The following is a 19651-nucleotide window of genomic DNA, read 5'->3' on the forward strand; positions in this document are numbered from 1 at the left end:
TAATTATGAACTGAATTTGTGCCTTGATGTCTCATACAGCATCAAAGACGTCTTGCGACATGCTCGAGTGTTTTTCTCCGATCGGGTGGGCACGACCGACCGGAGAGAAACGACCCGGATTCGAGGAGCTGGAGGATTTTTCCATCCGGATGGTCGTTGATCACGCGCATCCGCGCCGAGATCGCCCTGGTGCCCGGAGCGGTGCACCGGTGCAAGGCCGCGCTCCTTGCGATGATCGACCTCGTCGCCGCGCCGGCCAGGGCCGACGCGGGGCTGCTGAGCGGCGGGGCGTGAGCGCCTCAGGCGCCGGCCGCCGCGCCTTCGGCGAGCAGTTCGTCGGTCGAGCGCACCGCGGCATAGGCGAAGCCGAGGGAGGCCATGAGGGCGGCGTGCACCTGCGCCGCCGGCACCACCGTGCCGTTGAACTCCAGGTCGCGGGTGGCGACGGCGTCGTGCACGACCGTCGCCTTGTAGCCGAGGTCGGCGGCGGCGCGGGTGGCGGCGTCGATGCACATGTGGCTCATGGCGCCGACGATCACGACATCCTCGACGCCCTTGCTGTCGAGGATCTCCTTGAGGTCGGTGTCGCGGAAGGCGTTGACCTGGTGCTTGAGCACCACGGGCTCGCCTTCGCGGCTCGCCACGACGGCGTTGATGCGGGCGCCCTCCGAGCCGGGCGCGAAGAACGGCGCCTCGGCCGACGGGAACTCGTGGCGAACGTGGACCACCGGATCGCCGGCGCCGCGCCACGCGTCGAGCAGGCGCGCCGCGTTCGCGGCGGCGGCATCGATGCCGGAGAGCGTGAACTTGCCGCCCGGAAAATAATCGTTCTGAAGGTCGATGATGACGAGTGCGCGATTGCTCATGGCAGGCTCCTCGGTGCGCGGCGGAGGCTCGGCCGCCGTCCGGTTGCCGGTGTAGCCGCCGACGGGCACCATGGGGATTGGCGCGGCCGACAAAGAACGGGGCAAAACCGACAAATGCGAAACCGACCATGATGACCGCGGCGTCTCCGCCGGAGATCGGGCTGCTGGTCTACCCGCAGGCGCAGCTCGCGGCCGTGCACGGCCTGACCGACCTGTTTGCCGTCGCCGACCGGCTGGCGCGCCAGCGTCTCGGCCGAACCGAGCCGCTGATCCGCGTCAGCCATCTCGTCGCCAGCGAGGCCGGCGGGCCCGTGGTGCGCAGCTTCGACAGCGTGCCGGGCGCGGGCGGCGATCCCGCCGTGATCATCCTGCCCCCCACCCTGGACGATCGTCCGTCCGGCCCGGCGGCCGCCGGACTGGTCGCGTTCCTCAGGGCGCGCCATGCCGCGGGGGCGACGCTCGCCTCCGTGTGCGCTGGCGCCTTCCTGCTCGCCGAGACGGGGCTGCTGAACGGGCGCACGGCGACCACCCATTGGGTCTGCGCCGACGAGCTGGCCGAGCGGTTCCGCGACGTTAGGGTGGATGTGGACAAGCTCCTCATCGACGACGGCGACATCATCACGGCCGGCGGGCTGATGGCGTGGACCGATCTCGGCCTCAAGTTCGTCGAGCGCCTGCTCGGGCCGGCCGCGATGATCGAGACGGCCCGCTTCCTGCTCGTCGATCCGCCGGGCCGCGAGCAGCGCGCCTACAGCGCCTTCTCGCCCAAGCTCGCCCACGGCGACGCCGCCGTCCTGCAGGTGCAGCACTGGCTGCGGGAGACCGCCGGCCGTGAGGCGACCACCCGTGCCATGGCGGCCAAGGCGGGGCTGGAGGAGCGCACCTTCCTGCGCCGCTTCCGCAAGGCTACGGGGCTCAGGCCCACGGAATACTGCCAGCATCTGCGCGTCGGCAAGGCGCGCGAGCTGCTGGAGGGGACGCGGCAGCCGGTCGCCCAGATCGCCTGGGACGTGGGCTATGAGGATCCCGGGTCGTTCCGCAAGGTCTTCATCAAGGCGACGGGCCTCACGCCCGGCGACTACCGTCGCCGCTTCGGCGCCGAGCGGACTGCGGCCGGTCCGCTCTAATCGCGCACGTCCACGCCGACATGGCCGCGGCGCCAGTAGGCGGCGACGGAGCGCTGCGTCGGCGCCAGGCCGCGCTCCTTGCCGAGGTAGGCCCGCAGGGTGCGGGCGGTCATCTGCTCCGCCGCGGCCCAGGCGAACACGCGCGTCGCCGCATCGGGCCAGGGGATGGCGCGGACGGCTCGCTCGAGCAGGTCGGTGGTGCCCGGGGCGGCGCCGTCGCGGTGCAGCCACGCCAGGTCGACGTCGGCCGCCGTCGGCAGCGGCTGCTCCTCGGCGGCATCGGCGACCTCGATGCGCACCGTCGCCGCCGTCCCTGCGGGCATGGCCTCCAGCATGCGGGCGATGGCGGGCAGGGCCGTCTCGTCGCCGGCGATGATGTAGCGGTCGGCCTCTGCCAGCCCGGCGCCGCCCGGGCCGAGCAGGGCGACGCGATCGCCGGGCGTGGCGCCCGCCGCCCAGTCGGAGCCCGGCGCGCTGCCCTCGTGCAGCACCACGTCGATGCCGATCTCACCGCGCGCCACATCGACCGTGCGGACGGTGTAGACGCGCGGCGCCAGTTCGTCCTCGCCCGTCGGCCAGACGATGCGGCCGTCGGCGCCGGCGCGCGGATACACCGGCTCGCGTCCGTGCGGAGGGATCAGCACGCGCACGTGCAGCCCGCCCTGAGCGAAGTGCAATGCGTCGCCGGCGAGCACCACCCGGCGCATGCGGGGCGTCACCTGCGAGGCCCCGAGCACCGTCATCTCGCGCAGATAGGGCAGGTCGGCGCCGGCCGACTGGTGGCCGGTCCAGCTGAAGACGGGCTTGTCCTCGCCCGCGAGCGTGAAGACGTGCTCGGCCAGCGCGCTTTTGATCAGGGCGAGCCCGGCCTCGTCCCTGCACACGGCCCGTGCGCGGAGGCTGCCGTCGGCGACGGACAGCTCGACGCGGCCGAGCGGGCTCGCGATCGTCGCCGTGCCGTCCGCCGTCGTGACCAGGCCGTGCTCGGCAAGAATGCTGCAGAGCTTGCTCAGCAGGCCGGACGGGTCGGGGAGGGGGATGGCCGCCTGAGCTTCGAGAAGGGGCGACGGGAGGGGCTGCTCTGACATGGATCTCACGCAAGATTGCTCCTGCCGCGCCGCAGGAGCCAGAGAAGGTAGGGGCCGCCGACCAGGGACGCGAGCAGGCCTGTCGGGATCTGGTAGGGAAATGCAATGGTGCGGCCAAGCCAGTCGACCGCCAGCATGAGCATGGCGCCGATCAGCGCCGCCGCGACGAGCTGCGCGCCGCCGCGGGCAAAGCCCAGCAGGCGCGCCAGGTGCGGCCCGACCAGGCCCACCAGGCTCAGGGGGCCGACGATGAGCGATGCCAGCGCCGCCATCGCGGCCGCGGCGAGTGCCAGGACGACGCGGCTGCGGCGGACCGAGAGGCCCAGGGCGCCGCTGACCGGGGTGCCGAGCGGCAGCAGATCCAGCCAGCGTGCCAGCAGCGGCAGGGGGCCGATCAGCACCAGAGCCGCGACGGCGGCGAACGCTGTCATGGCGAGCGTCGTGCGGTCGGTGGAGCCGGACATCCAGACCAGCAGCGTGAAGGCGTTGCGGTCGCCGCTCGCCAGCACGGCGGTCAGCAGCGACAGGCAGAAGGCGCCGAGCGCGATGCCGGCGAGCAGCAGGCGCTCCGGGCCGAAACCGGTCCAGGCGGCGATCAGCAGAATGGCGGCGATGGCGGCGAGCGCCCCGAGCGTCGTGCCGGCCATCAGCACCTCGGGGCCGGGGGCGACGATCAGCATCAGCGTGGCGCACAGGCCGACGCCGGCACCGGCATTGACGCCGAGCACCTCCGGTCCGGCGAGCGGATTGCCGGTCAGCCGTTGCATCAGAGCGCCCGCGGCGGCGAGCAGGGCGCCGGCCGCAGCGGCGGACAGCACCCGTGGGGCGCGGAACGGCAGCAGGCCGGCCAGCAGGTCGCCGCTGGCGAGGCTCCAGCCGTCGGAGGTGCGTCCCACGACGAGCGTGATCGCCGCCAGCAGCAGGCCGCCCGCCGCGAGCCCGGCGAGCGCGGGTCCGGGCCGGGCGAGGCGGTGCGCCGGGTGAGGCGCCTGATCGGCGAGCGGCCGTCCGCCCATGGGCAGTCGCGGCAGCAGCCATAGCAGCAGCGGGCCGCCGATCAGGCCCGCGGCGGCGCCGGTGGGGATGGCGTCGCTGGCGCCACGCGCGGTGAGCTGCACCAGCCCGTCGGTCAGCCACAGCAGCACGGCGCCGAGGGGCGGCGCCGCGAGCAGCAGCCGGCGCAGGGAGTTGACGCCGCCCAGCCGCGCCAGCGCCGGCGCTGCCAGGCCGATGAAGCCGATGATGCCGACCTCGGCGGTGACGCCGGCCGACAGCCAGACGGCGACGACGATGACGAGGACGCGGCTCGTCCGCAGCGCCAGGCCGAGGCCGCGGGCGCTGGCGTCGTCGAGGCCGAGCAGCAGCAGCGGCCGCAGCAGCAGCGCCGCGGCGAGGCCGCCGGCGGCGAGGTGGAGCGCCAGGCTCGCGGCCGGCCCCCAGCTCTGCTGGTGCAGCGACCCGGCGCCCCAGACGAACAGCGACAGCACGTACTCGCCGTGCGCCAGCGCAATGGCGGCGCTGAGCGCCGAGGCCATCAGCGCCAGCGTCATGCCGGCGATGGCGACGGTCACCGGCGCGAGGCCGCTCGGCCAGGCCAGGGCGAGCACGACCGCGACCGCTGCGAGGCCGCCAGCGAAGGCGACGGCTTCGCGGCCCAAGGCGAGGGCGGACGGCGCGAGAACCATGGCGGCGCTCAGAGCCAGCTGGGCGCCGGAGGCGACGCCGAGCGTCGAGGGATCGGCGATCGGGTTGCGCAGCACGCGCTGCAGCATCGCGCCGGCGAGGCCGAGCGTCGCGCCCGCCAGCAGCGCCGTCGCCGCCCGCGGCAAGGTGCTGTGCCACAGCAGAATCCGGCTCAGGGCCTGTGCCGTGGCGGCGTCGCCCGGGATCGCGGGCGGCAGCGCCAGGCGAACGGCGAAAAGGGTTGCGGCGGCCGCGGCGAGGCAGCCCCAGAGCACGGCGGGACCGGTGGCCTGCCGCGGCGCCAGCGCCAGAGCGGGACGATCTTTCTTCCAATCATGCTCGAGCTCAGCCAAGGCCGCGGCCCTTGTCCGGCGCGGTGAGGGCGGTGGTGACGAGCCGGCCGAAGCGCAGGGCCGCCGGCAGGCCGCCGAAGGGATTGATCGGCTCGAGCAACACGACGCGCCCGGCGCGCACGCTCGGCAGCGCAGCCCAGAAGGCGCTCTGCCGCAGGACGTCGCGGGCATCGGGCGGCAGGGGCGGCACGATGACGATCCAGGCATCGCCGATGCCGGCCAGCGCCTCGAGTCCGATCGGCGCCGAGGCGGAATAGCTGGTGCCCGCGCCCCACGCGTTGCCGAGGCCGAGGCGCTCCAGCACCTCGCCGAACATGCTGTCGGCGCCGAACACCCGGAAGTGGCGGGGATCGCCGAAATTGACCGGGATCAGCCGGCGGCCGTCGGCTCCGGCCAGGTGGCGGCGCCAGCGGTCGAGTTGGTCGCGTGCGCCGGCGATCAGTGCTTCGGCCGCGTCGATGCGGCCGGCCAGGCGGCCGATGGTGCGCGCCGCCGCCTCGGCGGCCGCATAGGGGGCGTGGCCGCGCGCATAGATCGAGAGGCGCTCCACCGGCGCGATGAGGCGCAGCTTCGGCTCCGCCCAGGTATAGAAATCGGAGCTGAGGATCAGGTCGGGGCGGGCGAGCCACAGCGCTTCGTAGTTGGGCGTGCCGCGCAGCCCGATGTCGGTCACGCTCGCCGGCGGCGGCGGTTCCACGACGACGGCGCGATAGAGGATCAGCTCGGCGGCGGCGACGGGCGTGACGCCGATCGCCAGCAGCGTCTCCAGGGCGGCCCAGTCGATGGCGGCGATGCGCGGCGTGGCGGCCCGCGCCGATGCCAGGGCTATGCTCGCGAGCGGCGCGGCGAGCAGGGCGCGCCGCGTCAGGGCTGGCACTGCCGTCACGGCGTGGCCGCGCGAGCGCTCACCGACTCACCATCGATAGGTGAGCCGCGCCGTGACCGTGCGGCCGTCACCGTAGAAGCAGCCGAAGAAGCCGCAGGTGGCCACGTAGCGCTCGTCGGCGATGTTGTTGACGTTGAGCGACGCCTTGAAGGGGCCGCGCTCGTAGTGGACGGCCGCGTCGAACAGCGTGTTCGACGGAATGCGCAGGGCATCGGTGTCGAGGTTGTAGCGGTTGCCGACGAAGCGGACGCCGCCGCCGAAGCCGAGGCCCGCCAGCGGGCCGCCCTGCACCGTGTAGTCGAGCCAGGCGTTGGCCGCGTGCATCGGCACGTTCGCCGGCCGGTTGCCGATGTTGTCGCCGGCGGTGATCTCGGCGTCGGTATAGGTGTAGTTGGCAATGGCCTTCAGCCCGTCCGTCAGGGTCGCCACCGCCGAGAGCTCGACGCCCTTGACGTGCACCTCGCCGGTCTGCGTCGTATAGCTGATGCCGCCGATCAGCTCGCTCGAGGTCACGTTGGTCTGGCGCAGGTCGTAGACGGCGGCGGTGAGCAGGATGTTCGAGCCGAGCGGCTGATACTTGAGGCCGGCCTCGTACTGCTCGCCCTTGGAGGGCTTGAAGGCGCCGCCGCCCAGCGCCACCGGCAGGCTGCCGAGAACCGGCTCGAACGAGGTCGAGTAGCTGACGTAGGGCGCCAGGCCGTTGTCGAACAGGTAGGTCAGCCCGGCGCGGCCCGTCAGGGCCTTGTCGGCCTGGTCCTGCCGCGTGGTGCCGAGGCTGGAATAGGTGGTGGAGTCGGTGTCGGCCCAATCGTGCCGCAACCCGAGCGTCAGCAGCCAGCGGCCGAACTTGATCTGATCCTGCGCGTAGAGGCCGGCCTGGTTCAGCGTGCCGCGCACGTTGGCCGTGTAGGTGAGGTCATAGGGCACCGCCATGCCGTAGATCGGCGTGAGGATCGAGATCGACGGTGCGTTGCCGAAGGCGGTCGACGTGTCGACCCGGTGGTTGCGCACGTCGAGCCCCATCAGCAGCGTGTGCTTGAACGGCCCGGTGTCGAACTCCTTCTGCAGCTGGTTGTCGATCGTCAGCGTGTTCAGGTTCTCGCGGTTGAACGAGGATCCGCGGTTGGCGACGAACGGGTTCGCAGGGTCGAGCGCGGTGAAGTAGAGGTTGTGGTAGTTCCAGTCGAGCTTCAGGTAGCGGGCGTTCTGGCGGAAGGTCCAGCCGTTCTCGAACGCATGCGAGAACTCGTAGCCGACGCTGGCCAGCGTGCGGCTGGAGGCGTCGAACGAGGGCTCGCCCAGGTAGAGGCTGCGCGGGATGCGGTAGCCGTTCACCGCCTTGAGCGAGTAGTCGGCCGGCACGCCGATCGGCGAATAGGACTTGTCGTACTGGATGTTGGCCAGGATCGTCAGCGACGTGGCGTCGGACGGCCGCCAGGTCAGCGACGGCGCGAAGAAGTAGCGGTTGTCGTCGACGAAATCCTGCTGGCTGCCGCCGTTGCGCACCAGGCCGGTCAGGCGGTAGGCGACGTCGGAGCCGGGATAGGTCGGGCCGCCGAAGTCGAAGCTGCCGGTGTAGCGGCCGAACGTCGCCGCCTCGGCGTTGACCTCGCCGAAGCTCGTCCACACCGGCCGCTTGCTGACCAGGTTGATCAGGCCGCCCGGGTTGCCCTGGCCGTACAGCACCGAGGCCGGGCCGCGCAGCACCTCGATGCGCTCCAGCCCGTACGGCTCGATCGAGATCGCGCCGTTGCTGCGTATCAGCTTGAGGCTGTTGAGGTATTGCGAGTCGGCGGCGGAGAAGCCGCGAATGATCGGGGTGTTGAAGCGGGGATCGTTGCCGAACGGCTCGGCGATCACGCCGGCCGAATAGTCCAGCGCCTGGCCGACGGTCTGGACCGCGCGGTCCTCCATCTGGTCGCGGGTGACGACGGATACCGACTGGGGCACCTCCAGGATCGGGGTCGCGGTCTTCGATCCCGTGAGCGTCTGGGTGGCGACGTAGCCGGCCACCGGGCCGGTGGCGGTCTGCGGCTGCGGTGCCATGCGGCTCCACCCGGTTGCCGTGCCCGACGGGGCCTGGGCGCCCGCCGTGGCGCCGTCCGCCCCGGCCTCGCCCGCCGTCGGCACGGCGCTGCCGGATTGCACGACGATCTCGTCGAGACGGACCGGGCGCGTCGATTCGGCCTGTTGCGCGATGGCGCTCATCGGCGACACATAGACAAGAGAGAGGCCGCTGCCAAGAACAACGCACAATTGTCTTGCCTGGATCATGGCAATCCCCGAGGAATTACAGTCTGTCTTGCTGCTGATTAGAATTCGTCAAAATAAAAACTACGGCATCGATGGCAGCAGGCGTTGCGATGGCTCATAGCAATCTGGTAGTGGTCTGGATTGTGTGTTCCTGTCGCGCTTTGAACATTTTTGGTCTGTTGTCGCGTCCGGCGCCGGGCGTCTGCGCCGCGGGAGCCGCCCGCAGCGGACGGCGAGACGGACGCTGCGCGACGCGCCCATGGAATGATGCGGGATGTCGTTTCAGCCACGCATGAGCAGCCGGCTCGACGGCATCGCGGTGATCGACGAGCTGCGCTGCCGGTCATGGAACGGCGTGGCGGCGGATGTCTGGAACGTCGCCTGCGCGGCCGGGGCGCGCGGCGAGTACGTCTCGCCGGACGCACGCCTGTTCGTCGTCCTTGATTGGGAGGGCGGCTCCTTCAATATGTGCCTCAGCCGGCGGGGGGCGGAGCTGCCGCCCTGCCGTGCCCCGCAGCACATCAGCTTCGTGCCGGCGGAGCTGCCGCTCTGGTCGCGCATCGACGCGCCGATGCGCCTGCGCCATCTCGACCTGCACTTCGACGTCGCGGCGCTGAGCGAGCGCCTGGGCGAGGATCTGGATGACGAGCGGCTCGCCCGGCCGCGCCTGATGTTCGTGGACGAACGGCTGCTCGGCCTCGCCAACCTCATCGCCGCCGCCTGCGTGCGGCCGACACCCGGCGACGAGCTCTACGGCGATGCGCTGACGGTGGCGCTGGTGATCGACCTGCTGCGGCTCGGGCGCGACACGCCGCGCCGTCGCCCGCCGCTCCCCGCCTGGCAGTTGCGCCGGGCGACGGCGTTCATCGAGGACAACTGGCAGCGCACCATCCGCCTCCAGGAACTGGCGGCGCTGACGGGCCTGTCGCAATCCTACTTCAGCCACGCCTTCAAGGCCTCGACCGGCCAGGCCCCGCACCAATGGCATATGAAGGCGCGCATCCGCCGCGTGCAGGAGATGCTGCTCAGCGCCGACCTGCCGCTGACCGAGATCGCCGTCGTGGCCGGCTTCGCCGACCAGGCGCACCTGACGCGGGTCTTTCGCCGCATCGTCGGCGAGACCCCCGCTGCCTGGCGCCGGGCGCTGCGGGGGCGATAGCTCACACGTGCGCGTCATGGCCGGCCATGACGGCGAGAGAGATGGCCCGTGGCGAGCCAAGCGTGGCTCCCGCAACCCAGCATGACGGCCCAAACCCTGGCGGCCGTCCAGGCATCCCGTTTATAACCGTTCCAGGAAACGGCCGGGGGTGTTGGGGATGTCAGGGAAGAGTTGGGACAGGGTGCCGATCGACGCCCAGAGCATCGACGCACCGCTGTCGCGAGCAGCCGTCTTTCTCGTGGTCACCGTCGCGAACGAACAGGCCGCTCTCGCCAAGGTCTGCGCAGCGCTCGACGGGCTCGACGATCTCGTCAAGACCGTCGGGTTCCGCGATCTCGCCGGGCGGCTGTCGTGCATCGTCGGGATCGGCCGCGCTCTCTGGGATCGTCTCCGCTTCGACAAGCGCCCGCACGAATTGAAGCCGTTCGCGCCGATCGAGGGAGCTGCCCATGCGGCCCCATCGACACCGGGCGATCTGCTCTTCCACATCCGCGCCGAACGCTCCGATCTGTGCTTCGAGTTCGAGCGTCTGCTCCTCGACAGCCTCGGCACCAGCGTGACGGTCGTCGACGAAGTGACCGGCTTTCGCTATTTCGATGCGCGCGATCTTCTGGGCTTCGTCGACGGCACCGCCAACCCGACGGGCGTCGATTTGCCCGCGTCCGCGCTCGTCGGCGACGAAGATGCCGACTTCGCGGGAGGCAGCTATGTCGTCGTTCAGAAGTATCTGCACGACCTCGGCGCCTGGGCGAAAGTCCCGACGCCGCTCCAGGAGGCGATCATCGGCCGCACGAAAATAGACAATGTTGAAATCGATGACGACGATGCGCCGCGCAAGTCGCACAAGTCACTGGCGACCATCGTGGATGCGGCCGGCAACGAATATGACATCCTGCGCGACAACATGCCGTTCGGCCGCCCCGGGCATCAGGAATTCGGAACGTATTTCATCGGCTATTCCAGATATCTCTGGGTGATCGAGAAGATGTTGCAACGGATGTACGTCGGCGACCCGCCGGGCGCCTACGACCGGATACTGGACTTCTCGACGCCGCACACCGGCACCACGTTCTTCGCCCCGGCTCGCCCGGCGCTGCAAGCGCTCGTTCAGGCGGCGCAGGAGAAGCTTGCGGCCGGCCCGACCGGCTGACGTCACAGCGAACCGAGGCGCGCGCCGCCTCAGCCCACCCGCGCCCGCTCGGCGAGGAAGTCGAGAAGGGCGCGCACGCGGGCGGGGAGGGGGCCGCCCTGGCCGACGTAGACCGCGTGCACCTCTTCGAGGTCGCCCGGATTGTAGGCCTCCAGCACGGGCACCAGCCGGCCGGCACGGATGTCGTCGCGCACGGTGAAGGCGGCAAGGCGCGCCAGGCCGGCGCCGGCGACGGCGAGATGGCGCAGCGCCTCGCCGTCGCTCGCCTGCAGCCGGGCGCCGACCGGCCAGGCGGTGACGCCGTTGCCGTCGCGCAGCGGCCAGCCCTCGATGGCGCGTGTGTAGCAGAAGCCCAGCCGGATATGGCGGTCGAGATCGGCCGGCACGACGGGCGTGCCGTGGCGTTCCAGATAGAGCGGCGAGGCGACGATGGTCATGGGCGTGGCGCCGAGCTTGCGCGCGACGAGGCTGGAGCTTTTCAGCGGGCCGGCGCGCACGGCCACGTCGGTGCGCTCCTGGAGCAGGTCGACCACCGCGTCGGTCTGCACCACGTTGAGCGTGATGCCGGGGTGGAGCGCCAGGAAGACGGGCACCAGCGGCGCCAGGATGTGGGTGCCGAACGAGGCGTTGGTGTTGAGGCGGACACGGCCCGTGGGCACTTCGCCAGAGGCGGCCACGCGCTCCGCCTCGTCGAGGTCGGCCAGGATGCGGGTCGCCCGTTCGTAGAAGGCGGTGCCCTCCGGGGTCAGCTGGAGCATCCGCGTCGAGCGGCCGATGAGGCGTGTGCCGAGGCGACGTTCCAGCCGCCCCATCAGCTTGCTGACGGCCGAAGGCGTCATGCGGCAGGCGCGCGCGGCGGCGGAAAAGCCGCCCAGTTCGACGATCCGGACGAACACCTCCATTTCGCCGGACCGGTTCACCTCGACACGAGCCATGATGATCTCAATTCACAAGTGATATTCCGTTCCGTGATCTAATTCATCGTCGGCGGACCGTCTACCTCTCGCCCCGGGGTTTCACAGGGTTGGTGGATATCGATGCCGATCGCTCTCTACGCGCTGACTGCCGGTGCCTTCGGCATCGGCGTGACCGAATTCGTCATCATGGGGCTGCTGCTGGAGGTCAGCACCGACCTCGGCGTCTCCATCGCCACGGCCGGATTGCTGATCTCCGGCTATGCGCTGGGCGTCGTCGCCGGCGCGCCGCTGCTCACCGCGGCGACCAGCCGCTGGCCGCGCAAGACCATCCTGCTCGCCTTGATGGCCGTTTTCACGATCGGCAACGCCGCCTGCGCGCTGGCGCCGAGCTACGGCCTGCTCATGGCCGCCCGCGTGCTGACGGCGCTTGCCCACGGCACCTTCTTCGGCGTCGGCTCGGTCGTCGCCACGGGCCTGGTGGCGCCGGACCGCAAGGCCTCGGCCATCGCGATCATGTTCACCGGGCTCACCGTCGCCAACATCCTCGGCGTTCCGTTCGGCACCTGGCTCGGCCAGCAGTTCGGCTGGCGCGCCACCTTCTGGGCGGTAGCCCTGGTCGGCGTTGTCGCTCTCGCCGTCATCGCCTGGCTGGTGCCGCGCGATGCTGCGCCGCCCGAGGCCTCGGACTGGCGCGACGACGTCAAGGCCATCGCCCGCCGGCCGGTGCTGCTCGGGCTTCTGAGCACGGTGCTCGGCTTCGCCGGCGTGTTCGCGGTGTTCACCTATATCGCGCCGGCGCTCACCCGCATCACCGGGTTCGCGGAAGGCGCCGTCTCGCCCATCCTGCTGGTCTTCGGCGGCGGCCTCATCGTCGGCAACCTCATCGGCGGCCGCCTGGCCGACCGCAACCTCCTCGCCACCATCTTCGGCACGCTGGCGGTGTTGGCCGCCGTGCTCGGGCTGATGACCTTCGCCCTGCATCAGCCGGTCGCCGCCGTCGCCTTCGTGGGCCTGCTCGGGGCCGCGGGCTTCGCCACCGTGGCGCCGCTGCAGATGTGGGTGCTGGAGAAGGCCGACGGCGCCGGCCAGAGCCTCGCCTCCAGCTTCAACATCGCCGCCTTCAATCTCGGCAACGCGCTCGGCGCCTGGGTCGGCGGCCTGGTGATCGACCATGGTCCGGGCCTGGCGTGGGCGCCCCTTGCCGCGGCGGCCTTCCCGCTCGCCGCCATCGCCACCGTCACCCTCGCGGTACGGCTGGAGCCGCGCCGCCCCGTCGCCCTGGCCGCCGTCGGCAGCGAGGGCTGAGGCGCCTCGCTTTTCGCATCCCGTCTCTGACACAGGAGCATCGCAATGGACTATCGACGTCTCGGCGCATCCGGCCTCAAGGTGCCGGCGCTCAGCTTCGGCACCGGCACCTTCGGCGGAACCGGCCCGCTGTTCGGCGCCTGGGGCACCACGGACGCCAACGAGGCTCGGCGCCTCGTCGACATCTGCCTCGACGCCGGCGTGACCCTGTTCGACACCGCCGACGTCTATTCCAACGGAGCGTCGGAAGAGGTGCTGGGCGCGGCGATCAAGGGCCGCCGCGGCGACGTGCTGATCTCGACCAAGACCAGCCTGCCCATGGGCGACGGGCCGAACGATGCCGGCTCCTCGCGCCTGCGGCTGGTGCGCGCTGTCGAGGACGCGCTGCGGCGGCTCGGAACCGACTACATCGACCTGCTCCAGCTGCACGCCTTCGATGCCGGGACGCCCGTCGAGGAGGTGCTCGCCACCCTCGACAGCCTGGTGCGGGCCGGCAAGCTGCGCTACGTCGGCGTCTCGAACTTCTCCGGCTGGCAGCTGATGAAGTCGCTGGCCGCCGCGCAGGCGCACGGCTGGCCGCGCTACGCGGCGCACCAAGTCTACTATTCCCTGCTCGGGCGCGACTACGAATGGGAGCTGATGCCGCTTGGGCTCGACCAGGGCGTCGGCGCGCTGGTCTGGAGCCCGCTCGGCTGGGGCCGGCTCACCGGCAGGATCCGGCGCGGCCAGCCGCTGCCGCAGGGCAGCCGCCTGCATCAGACGGCCGAGTTCGGCCCGCCGGTCGACGATGAGCACCTCTTCCGCGTCATCGACGCACTGGAACAGGTTGCCGGGGGCACCGGCCGGAGCGTGGCGCAGATCGCCATCAACTGGCTGCTCCAACGCCCGACAGTGGCGTCGGTGATCATCGGCGCCCGCAACGAGGAGCAACTGCGCCAGAACCTGGGCGCCGTGGGCTGGAGCCTGAGTCCGGACCACATGGCGGCGTTGGATGCGGCGAGCGCCGTGACGGCGCCCTATCCCTACTTCCCGTATCGCAGGCAGGAGGGCTTCGCCCGTCTCAGTCCGCCCGTGGTGTAGAGCGGCGGCGTTCTGGCTGGTCGCTTCAGGTCATTTGAGTCTTTGAGCGTATGGATGGCCGGGACTTGGTGCTTGACCCGGCCATCCAGCGACTTGGGAAACACCAGCTGGGCCTATTGGACCGTGACGCCCGCCGTGATCGTCGACGTGCCGGAGCCGCCCGGGCCGGACCCGTTGATGCTGAACGCGAAGGAGTCCGGGCCCACGTAGCCGGGGTTCGACTGGTACCAGACGGAGTTGTCGTCGCCGACTCTAGCGGTGCCCTGCTGCGGCGGCGTCGAGATCCAGACGGAGTTCATCACGCCCGTGCCGCCCGTGTTGCCGTTCAGCTGGCAGCTCTCCCCGCTGCTGACCGCGACGGCGGTGGTGGCGTTCATACCCCAGTAGGCGATCGACCATTCCTCCGCGGCGCAGACCGCGTAGGCGGGGGCAGCGCCCAGGCCGGCCGCCAAGGCGAGTACGAGGGCACTCATGCCACGCATTGCTGTCATCGGGCTTGCTCCGCACTGAGCCGGCTCACATTCGGCTGGTCCCGGCGACGGCAGATTGCGTACACAACAGGTGCCGTCAAGGCTAAGTCGTGGCAATAGCACCCGGCCGCCCGCGATCCCGCTGCCGATGATCCAGATCAAGCAGCGGCGCCCCGGCCTCTCCTAAAAGCGGTGCAATGACCGTGCTGCGGCGCGGCCTTGTTCGCAAGGGAGATTGCCATGCAGGCCCGGGACATCATGACCAAGGACGTGGTCAGCATCCGCTCGACGGCGAGCCTCGAGGAGGCCGTCACGCTTCTGCTGGAGCGGAACTTCAGCGGCCTGCCGGTCGTCGACCGCGAGGGGCGCCTCGTCGGCATGCTGACCGAAGGCGACCTGCTGCGCCGCGCAGAGCTCGGCACGGAGCGCAAGCGATCCCGCTGGGTCGAGTTCCTCGTCGGCCCCGGACGGCTTGCGGACGAGTATACCCATGCCCGCGGCCGCAAGGTGGAGGACGTGATGACCCCGGAGGTCTACACCGTCGTCGAGGACGCCGAGCTCGAGCAGATCGTCCAATTGATGCTCGACGAGCACATCAAGCGCGTCCCGGTCGTCCGCGACGGACGTCCGGTCGGCCTCGTCTCGCGCGCCGACGTGCTCGGCGCGTTGGCGGCCCGGCTCCGCCCCCAGGCCGCCGGCCCCCGCAGCGACGCCGATATCGCAGCGGACATCCGCGCCGCCTTCGACAAGGCCGCGTCGATCGTGCCGCCCATGATCACCGTGTCGGTCCGCAACGGCGAGGTCGCGCTCAACGGCTCGATCACCGATGAGCGCGAGCGCGCCGCCATCAAGGTGGCCGTCGAGAACGTGCCCGGCGTGCGCAGCGTGCACGACCATCTGCTGTGGATCGAGCCCCTGTCCGGCACGGTCATCGCCTCGCCGGAGGATGAGCGCGCCGAGCAGGCCGCGAGCGCCCGCCCGGCCGCCTGATGACCATGGCCGGCAGCCCGGGCGCTGCCGGGCCGGACAAGCAGCCGTTCTGGACCCGATCGCGGGCGCAACTGGCCGAGGCGCTGGAGACCGAGCCCGTCGGGCTGTCGACAGGCGACGTGGGCGCCCGGATGGCGCGCTTCGGGCCCAATCAAGCCGTGCCGCAAACGCGACGCCGCATCCTGGCGCGGATCGGGCGCAAGCTGCTCGAGCCGCTCGTCGCCATCCTGCTGGCGGCGGCCTTCGTGTCGGCGCTGGCCGGCGACTGGGCGAGCTTCGGTGTCATCGTTGCCGTCGTGGCGCTGTCGATCGGGCTGGAAACCCTGCAGGAACACCGGGCCGAGACTGCGGCCGCGGCCCTCAAGCGATCGGTCGCCGTGCGGACGAACGTCGTGCGCGACGGCGCCGTCGTGCCGGTGCCGGTCGAGGACATCGTTCCGGGCGACGTCGTCGTGCTGGCCGCCGGTGACCTCGTCCCCGCCGACGGGGTGGTGCTGAGCGCCCGCGACACCCAGGCGAACGAGGCGCTGCTCACGGGCGAGCCGTATCCGGTCGAGAAGCAGCCCTGGGAGGCGGGCGGGACGGACCCGGCCGAGACCGTCGGCGCCCTGTTCGCCGGCACCGCGCTGGTCGGCGGCGAGGCCAGGCTGTGGGTGGTGGAGACGGGCGCCCGCACGCGCATCGGCTGTATCGCATCGGCGCTGGCTGCGGAGGCGCCGCCCACCGCGTTCGAGCTCGGCCTGCGGCGCCTCGGCGGGCTGATCCTGCGCCTCACGCTCTTTCTCGTCCTGTTCGTGCTGCTGGCACAGTTGGCCTTCCACCGGCCGGCGCTCGAGTCGTTCCTGTTCGCCGTGGCGCTCGCGGTAGGCCTCACGCCCGAGCTGCTGCCGATGATCATGACGGTCACCCTGTCGCGCGGCGCCGTGCGCATGGCGGCGCGGCAGGTCGTGGTGAAGCGGCTCTCGGCGATTCACGATTTCGGCGCGATGGACGTGTTGTGCACGGACAAGACCGGCACGCTGACCGAGGCGCGGGTGGAGCTCGCCGCCGGCCTCGCGCCCGACGGCTCGCCGTCGGCGCGCGTCACGGCGGTGGCCGGTATGAACAGCCGCTTGTGCGGCGGCGCCCGCAGCGCGCTCGACGAGGCGCTGCTGAGCTGCGCCCCGCCGGCGGCGCTCGCCGCCTGGACCAGGATCGACGCTGCGCCGTTCGACTTCGAGCGGCGGCGGGCCTCGGTGCTGGTCGGCGAGGGGCCGGCTCGGCTGCTGATCGTCAAGGGCGCACCGGAGCACGTGCTGTCGCAATGCAGCTCCGTCGAGCGGCCGGATGGTTCGCCGGCGCCGCTGACCGGCGAGGCGCGCGCCGCGCTCGACGCCCTGCACGAGGGCCGGGCCGCCCAGGGCTTCCGGCTGCTCGGCGTCGCCGTCAGGGCGATGCCCGCCGACCGCGCGTCGGTCGGCGTCGGCGACGAGGCCGGGCTGACCTTCGTCGGCTTCTGCGCATTCCTCGATCCGCCGAAGGCGTCGGCGACCTCTGCCGTGGCGCGGCTCCGCGCCGCCGGCATCCGGGTCAAGATCATTTCGGGCGACGCTGCGGCCGTCGTCCGCCACCTCGTCGACACGTTGCAACTGCCGGCCGCCGGCTTGGCCACCGGCCCGGAGATCGACGCGCTCACCGACGCGCAGCTGGCGCGGAAGGTCGCGACCACCGACCTGTTCGCCCGCGTCTCTCCGGACCAGAAGCGCCGCATCGTCCAGGCGCTGCGGGCGCGAGGCCACGTCGTCGGCTTTCTGGGCGACGGCATCAACGATGCCCCGGCGATCCACGCCGCCGACATCGGGCTGTCCGTGCAGGGCGCGAGCGACGTCGCCCGCGAAGCCGCCGACCTGATCCTGCTCGCCCAGGACCTCGGCGTCGTGGCCGACGGCGTCGACGAAGGGCGGCGCACCTTCGCCAACGTGATGAAGTACGTGCGCATGGGGGCGAGCTCGAACTTCGGCAACATGCTGTCGATGGCCGCCGCCGCGTTGCTGCTCCCCTTCCTGCCGCTGCTGCCGATCCAGGTGCTGGTCAACAACTTCATCTACGACCTGTCCGAAACCGGGATTCCGTTCGACCGGGTGGAACCGTCCGAGGTGGCCGAGCCGCAGCGCTGGGACCTGGGCGACGTGCTGCGCTTCACCCTGGTCATGGGGCCGCTGTCCACGGTCTTCGACCTCGCGACATTCGCGCTCCTGCGCCTGTGGTTCGATGCGGATGCGGCCACCTTCAGGACGGCCTGGTTCGTGGAATCCATGGCGACGCAGATCCTCGTCATCTTCGCCATCCGCACGGCGCTGCCGGCCTGGCGCAGCCGCCCGCATCCGATGCTGGTCGCGACGTCGCTCGCAGCGCTCGCCGCGGCCCTGGTGCTGGCCGCTTCGCCGGCCGGCCGCGCGCTCGGCTTCGTCGCGCTCGAACCGCAGCTCTGGGCCGCCGTCGCGCTGCTCAGCGCCGGATACCTGCTCGCCGCGGAGGCGGTGAAGCGCCTGCCCGCCCGGCTGCATCAACGGCGGGCATCGGCACGCCACGGGGCAGGGCGGTTCGCGCGGCGGCCCGTGCCCGCCGCCCGCGCCGCTCCGCTCGTGCTGGCGCAGGCGCGATCAGCCGATACCGGAGCACCTCAAGGCTCGGCTGATTCAGATCAACGCTGACGGCGCTCAAGGCGGCTACAGGGTCGGACGTCGTTCAAAGCCGAGAGGAGATCCCCATGACCACTGGTGGTAGCCAGCAGGCCAGATTCGCACCGGGCAAGGTCGCGCCGGCCACGCCGTTCGAGTTGTTCCCGCTGTTGGCAGCGGGATGGCGGCCCGTCTTCGTCGAACTGCCGCTGACATTGACGGCAGAGGCGTTCAACTTCGCCGGAAAGCGCCTGCAGGCGCAGGCGGACTACATCGGCGCGCTCGGACGCTGCACGTCGGTGTCGGAAGCGGCCCAGCTACAGGCGGAGTTCAACAGCCGCGCCGTCTCGGATTATCAGGCCGAAGGCGAGAAGGTCGCCCACGACGTGCGCGAGGCGATATCGGTCAAGGCGGCCTGACGGACGCCACCACACGCGATCGTCCTTCCGCCCCGCGTAAAAGTCTTTGCGACGGCGGGGCGGCAGGGCATTCCCGATTATCCGTGCTCGACGTGCAAATTATCGTACCCCTTGATGCGGTAGATCGCGATCGAGACGACCCAGCTCAACAGGAATAGGCCGACGACCGCGTAGCCGAAATGGGCCAGGTTGTCGTTGAGCGCACCGATGAAGCTCCAGAACCCGCCCCGCAGGTCGAGCTTGTCGCCGATCAGCCCGAGCGCTTCGACGCCGCCGATGAAAATGGCGACGACCACGGACGCCGCAGTGATCGTCAAATTGTACCACAGCTTGCGGATCGGCTTGTCGAAGGCCCATCCATAGGCGCCGGTCATCAGCACGCTGTCGGTGGTGTCCATCAGCGACATGGCGGCGGTGAAGAGCGCCGGAAAGACCAGGATCGTCCAGAACGACAGGCCCTGGGCCGCCTGCGTGGCGGATATCCCGAGCAGGCCGATCTCCGTCGCCGTGTCGAAGCCGAGGCCGAACAGGAAACCGATCGGGTACATGTGCCAGGATCGGGAGACGACCTTGAAGGTCCGGCGGAACAGGCGCGCCAGCAGGCCGCCTCCGGCGAGCAGCGCGTCGAGATCCTCGTCCACGATCAGTTCACCGCGCCGGGCCCGGACGAAGGCCCGCCATACGCCGGTCAGGATGAACAGATTGGCGATGCCGATCACGAGCAGGAACAGCGCCGACACCGCCGTGCCGATGACGCCGCCGATGTCGTGGAAGGCCTCGAGCTTGCCCTGCATGGCGGCCGCGGTGGCGGCGATGGCGACCGAGGCGAGGACGACGATCGTGGAATGTCCGAGCGAGAAGAAGAAGCCCACCGCATAGGGCGACTTGCCCTCCTGCATCAGCTTGCGCACGACATTGTCGATGGCCGCGATATGGTCCGCGTCGAAGGCGTGCCGCAGCCCGAACATGTAGGCCAGGAAGGCCGTCCCCAGCAGCGCGGGCTTGTCGGCGAAGGCGATCCATGCCCAGATCCAGGCGCCGACATTGGCGGCGATCAGGAGCGCGTAGGTGATCGCCGCCTTGGTGCGCACCTTGAGCGGTCGATCATCGAACGGATTGGGAAGCATGCCTTCGCCCCAGCCTTGGCTGGTAATCACGTTTGCATGGAAGTGATTACGGAGCGATAGCCCGATCTGGCCGCCGAGGCGCGGTCCTTGGTCACGGCTTTGCGTGCCCATCGGCTCG

At 70.8% G+C, this 19651-nt stretch carries 17 protein-coding genes; 9 read left to right on the forward strand and 8 right to left on the reverse strand.

The annotated features are described in order from the left end of the window. Positions 1-156 precede the first annotated feature (156 nt). On the forward strand, positions 157-294 hold the full coding sequence (locus ACZ5PO_RS17195) for a hypothetical protein (protein WP_464195604.1): 138 nt from the start codon (positions 157-159) through the stop codon (positions 292-294). 5 nt (positions 295-299) lie between these two features. On the opposite strand, the gene ACZ5PO_RS17200 is transcribed toward ACZ5PO_RS17195, so the two are convergent. Continuing rightward, positions 300-866, reverse strand: a complete 567-nt coding sequence (locus tag ACZ5PO_RS17200; RefSeq protein ID WP_464195606.1) for a cysteine hydrolase family protein — start codon at positions 864-866, stop codon at positions 300-302. 128 nt (positions 867-994) lie between these two features. On the opposite strand from ACZ5PO_RS17200, the gene ACZ5PO_RS17205 reads away from it, so the two are divergent. After that, positions 995-1993: a GlxA family transcriptional regulator gene (locus ACZ5PO_RS17205; protein ID WP_464195608.1), complete on the forward strand. Its 999-nt coding sequence runs from the start codon at positions 995-997 to the stop codon at positions 1991-1993. Here the strand turns inward: ACZ5PO_RS17205 and ACZ5PO_RS17210 are convergent. From ACZ5PO_RS17210 to ACZ5PO_RS17225, 4 genes are read right to left on the reverse strand one after another with little or no spacing between them, the layout of a single operon-like run. Continuing rightward, the gene (locus ACZ5PO_RS17210; protein WP_464195610.1) at positions 1990-3081 is read right to left on the reverse strand and encodes a DUF2218 domain-containing protein; all 1092 of its coding nucleotides are present in this window, start codon (positions 3079-3081) and stop codon (positions 1990-1992) included. The genes ACZ5PO_RS17205 and ACZ5PO_RS17210 overlap by 4 nt on opposite strands. 5 nt (positions 3082-3086) lie before the next feature. Then, positions 3087-5117 carry a Fe(3+)-hydroxamate ABC transporter permease FhuB gene (gene fhuB / locus ACZ5PO_RS17215; protein WP_464195612.1) on the reverse strand — a complete coding sequence of 677 codons (2031 nt, stop codon included), beginning with the start codon at positions 5115-5117 and terminating at the stop codon, positions 3087-3089. Next, positions 5110-6003 carry an iron-siderophore ABC transporter substrate-binding protein gene (locus ACZ5PO_RS17220; protein ID WP_464195615.1) on the reverse strand — a complete coding sequence of 298 codons (894 nt, stop codon included), beginning with the start codon at positions 6001-6003 and terminating at the stop codon, positions 5110-5112. The genes fhuB and ACZ5PO_RS17220 overlap by 8 nt, the downstream gene beginning before the upstream one ends. Before the next feature lie 27 nt (positions 6004-6030). Then, complete coding sequence (locus ACZ5PO_RS17225) at positions 6031-8211, reverse strand: TonB-dependent siderophore receptor (RefSeq protein ID WP_464195617.1); 2181 nt, start codon at positions 8209-8211, stop codon at positions 6031-6033. A gap of 319 nt (positions 8212-8530) precedes the next feature. Between ACZ5PO_RS17225 and ACZ5PO_RS17230 the strand changes: the two genes are divergently transcribed. Both ACZ5PO_RS17230 and ACZ5PO_RS17235 read left to right on the forward strand, forming a co-directional pair. Next, positions 8531-9415: a helix-turn-helix domain-containing protein gene (locus ACZ5PO_RS17230; RefSeq protein ID WP_464195619.1), complete on the forward strand. Its 885-nt coding sequence runs from the start codon at positions 8531-8533 to the stop codon at positions 9413-9415. Between the two features lie 157 nt (positions 9416-9572). After that, complete coding sequence (locus ACZ5PO_RS17235) at positions 9573-10565, forward strand: Dyp-type peroxidase (RefSeq protein ID WP_464195621.1); 993 nt, start codon at positions 9573-9575, stop codon at positions 10563-10565. A 29-nt stretch (positions 10566-10594) separates the two neighbouring features. Here ACZ5PO_RS17235 and ACZ5PO_RS17240 read toward each other — a convergent pair whose 3' ends face one another. Next, a complete protein-coding gene (locus ACZ5PO_RS17240; RefSeq protein WP_464195623.1) occupies positions 10595-11500 on the reverse strand; it encodes a LysR family transcriptional regulator in 906 nt (301 codons plus the stop codon). A 102-nt stretch (positions 11501-11602) separates the two neighbouring features. Between ACZ5PO_RS17240 and ACZ5PO_RS17245 the strand changes: the two genes are divergently transcribed. Both ACZ5PO_RS17245 and ACZ5PO_RS17250 read left to right on the forward strand, forming a co-directional pair. Then, positions 11603-12787, forward strand: coding sequence for an MFS transporter (locus tag ACZ5PO_RS17245; protein ID WP_464195625.1), 1185 nt, complete (start codon positions 11603-11605; stop codon positions 12785-12787). Positions 12788-12832: 45 nt separating this feature from the next. Continuing rightward, complete coding sequence (locus ACZ5PO_RS17250) at positions 12833-13867, forward strand: aldo/keto reductase (protein WP_464195627.1); 1035 nt, start codon at positions 12833-12835, stop codon at positions 13865-13867. A 113-nt stretch (positions 13868-13980) separates the two neighbouring features. Here the strand turns inward: ACZ5PO_RS17250 and ACZ5PO_RS17255 are convergent, their stop codons facing one another. Beyond that, positions 13981-14340, reverse strand: a complete 360-nt coding sequence (locus ACZ5PO_RS17255; RefSeq protein ID WP_464195629.1) for an Ig-like domain-containing protein — start codon at positions 14338-14340, stop codon at positions 13981-13983. A gap of 237 nt (positions 14341-14577) precedes the next feature. Between ACZ5PO_RS17255 and ACZ5PO_RS17260 the strand changes: the two genes are divergently transcribed. The 3 genes from ACZ5PO_RS17260 to ACZ5PO_RS17270 are packed head-to-tail and all read left to right on the forward strand — an operon-like array spanning position 14578 to position 18406. Further along, the gene (locus tag ACZ5PO_RS17260; RefSeq protein ID WP_464195631.1) at positions 14578-15327 is read left to right on the forward strand and encodes a CBS domain-containing protein; all 750 of its coding nucleotides are present in this window, start codon (positions 14578-14580) and stop codon (positions 15325-15327) included. Continuing rightward, a complete protein-coding gene (mgtA, locus tag ACZ5PO_RS17265; RefSeq protein ID WP_464195633.1) occupies positions 15327-18020 on the forward strand; it encodes a magnesium-translocating P-type ATPase in 2694 nt (897 codons plus the stop codon). The genes ACZ5PO_RS17260 and mgtA overlap by 1 nt, the downstream gene beginning before the upstream one ends. A 56-nt stretch (positions 18021-18076) precedes the next feature. Next, positions 18077-18406: a phasin family protein gene (locus tag ACZ5PO_RS17270; RefSeq protein WP_464195635.1), complete on the forward strand. Its 330-nt coding sequence runs from the start codon at positions 18077-18079 to the stop codon at positions 18404-18406. 77 nt (positions 18407-18483) lie between these two features. Here ACZ5PO_RS17270 and ACZ5PO_RS17275 read toward each other — a convergent pair whose 3' ends face one another. Further along, entirely contained in the window at positions 18484-19533 is a 1050-nt protein-coding gene (locus ACZ5PO_RS17275) for a HoxN/HupN/NixA family nickel/cobalt transporter (protein WP_464195637.1), read from the reverse strand. Positions 19534-19651 lie beyond the last annotated feature (118 nt).

The sequence above is a fragment of the Chelatococcus sp. KU-N122 genome (assembly GCF_055391085.1).

Excerpts from the sequence above, each read along its gene's own strand:
- ACZ5PO_RS17200 (WP_464195606.1), bottom strand. The coding sequence starts at position 866 with ATGAGCAATCGCGCACTCGTCATCATCGACCTTCAGAACGATTATTTT.
- ACZ5PO_RS17205 (WP_464195608.1), top strand. The coding sequence starts at position 995 with ATGATGACCGCGGCGTCTCCGCCGGAGATCGGGCTGCTGGTCTACCCG.
- ACZ5PO_RS17210 (WP_464195610.1), bottom strand. The coding sequence starts at position 3,081 with ATGTCAGAGCAGCCCCTCCCGTCGCCCCTTCTCGAAGCTCAGGCGGCC.
- ACZ5PO_RS17225 (WP_464195617.1), bottom strand. The coding sequence starts at position 8,211 with ATGAGCGCCATCGCGCAACAGGCCGAATCGACGCGCCCGGTCCGTCTC.
- ACZ5PO_RS17230 (WP_464195619.1), top strand. The coding sequence starts at position 8,531 with ATGTCGTTTCAGCCACGCATGAGCAGCCGGCTCGACGGCATCGCGGTG.
- ACZ5PO_RS17235 (WP_464195621.1), top strand. The coding sequence starts at position 9,573 with ATGTCAGGGAAGAGTTGGGACAGGGTGCCGATCGACGCCCAGAGCATC.
- ACZ5PO_RS17240 (WP_464195623.1), bottom strand. The coding sequence starts at position 11,500 with ATGGCTCGTGTCGAGGTGAACCGGTCCGGCGAAATGGAGGTGTTCGTC.
- ACZ5PO_RS17245 (WP_464195625.1), top strand. The coding sequence starts at position 11,603 with ATGCCGATCGCTCTCTACGCGCTGACTGCCGGTGCCTTCGGCATCGGC.
- ACZ5PO_RS17250 (WP_464195627.1), top strand. The coding sequence starts at position 12,833 with ATGGACTATCGACGTCTCGGCGCATCCGGCCTCAAGGTGCCGGCGCTC.
- ACZ5PO_RS17255 (WP_464195629.1), bottom strand. The coding sequence starts at position 14,340 with ATGAGTGCCCTCGTACTCGCCTTGGCGGCCGGCCTGGGCGCTGCCCCC.
- ACZ5PO_RS17260 (WP_464195631.1), top strand. The coding sequence starts at position 14,578 with ATGCAGGCCCGGGACATCATGACCAAGGACGTGGTCAGCATCCGCTCG.
- mgtA (WP_464195633.1), top strand. The coding sequence starts at position 15,327 with ATGACCATGGCCGGCAGCCCGGGCGCTGCCGGGCCGGACAAGCAGCCG.
- ACZ5PO_RS17270 (WP_464195635.1), top strand. The coding sequence starts at position 18,077 with ATGACCACTGGTGGTAGCCAGCAGGCCAGATTCGCACCGGGCAAGGTC.
- ACZ5PO_RS17275 (WP_464195637.1), bottom strand. The coding sequence starts at position 19,533 with ATGCTTCCCAATCCGTTCGATGATCGACCGCTCAAGGTGCGCACCAAG.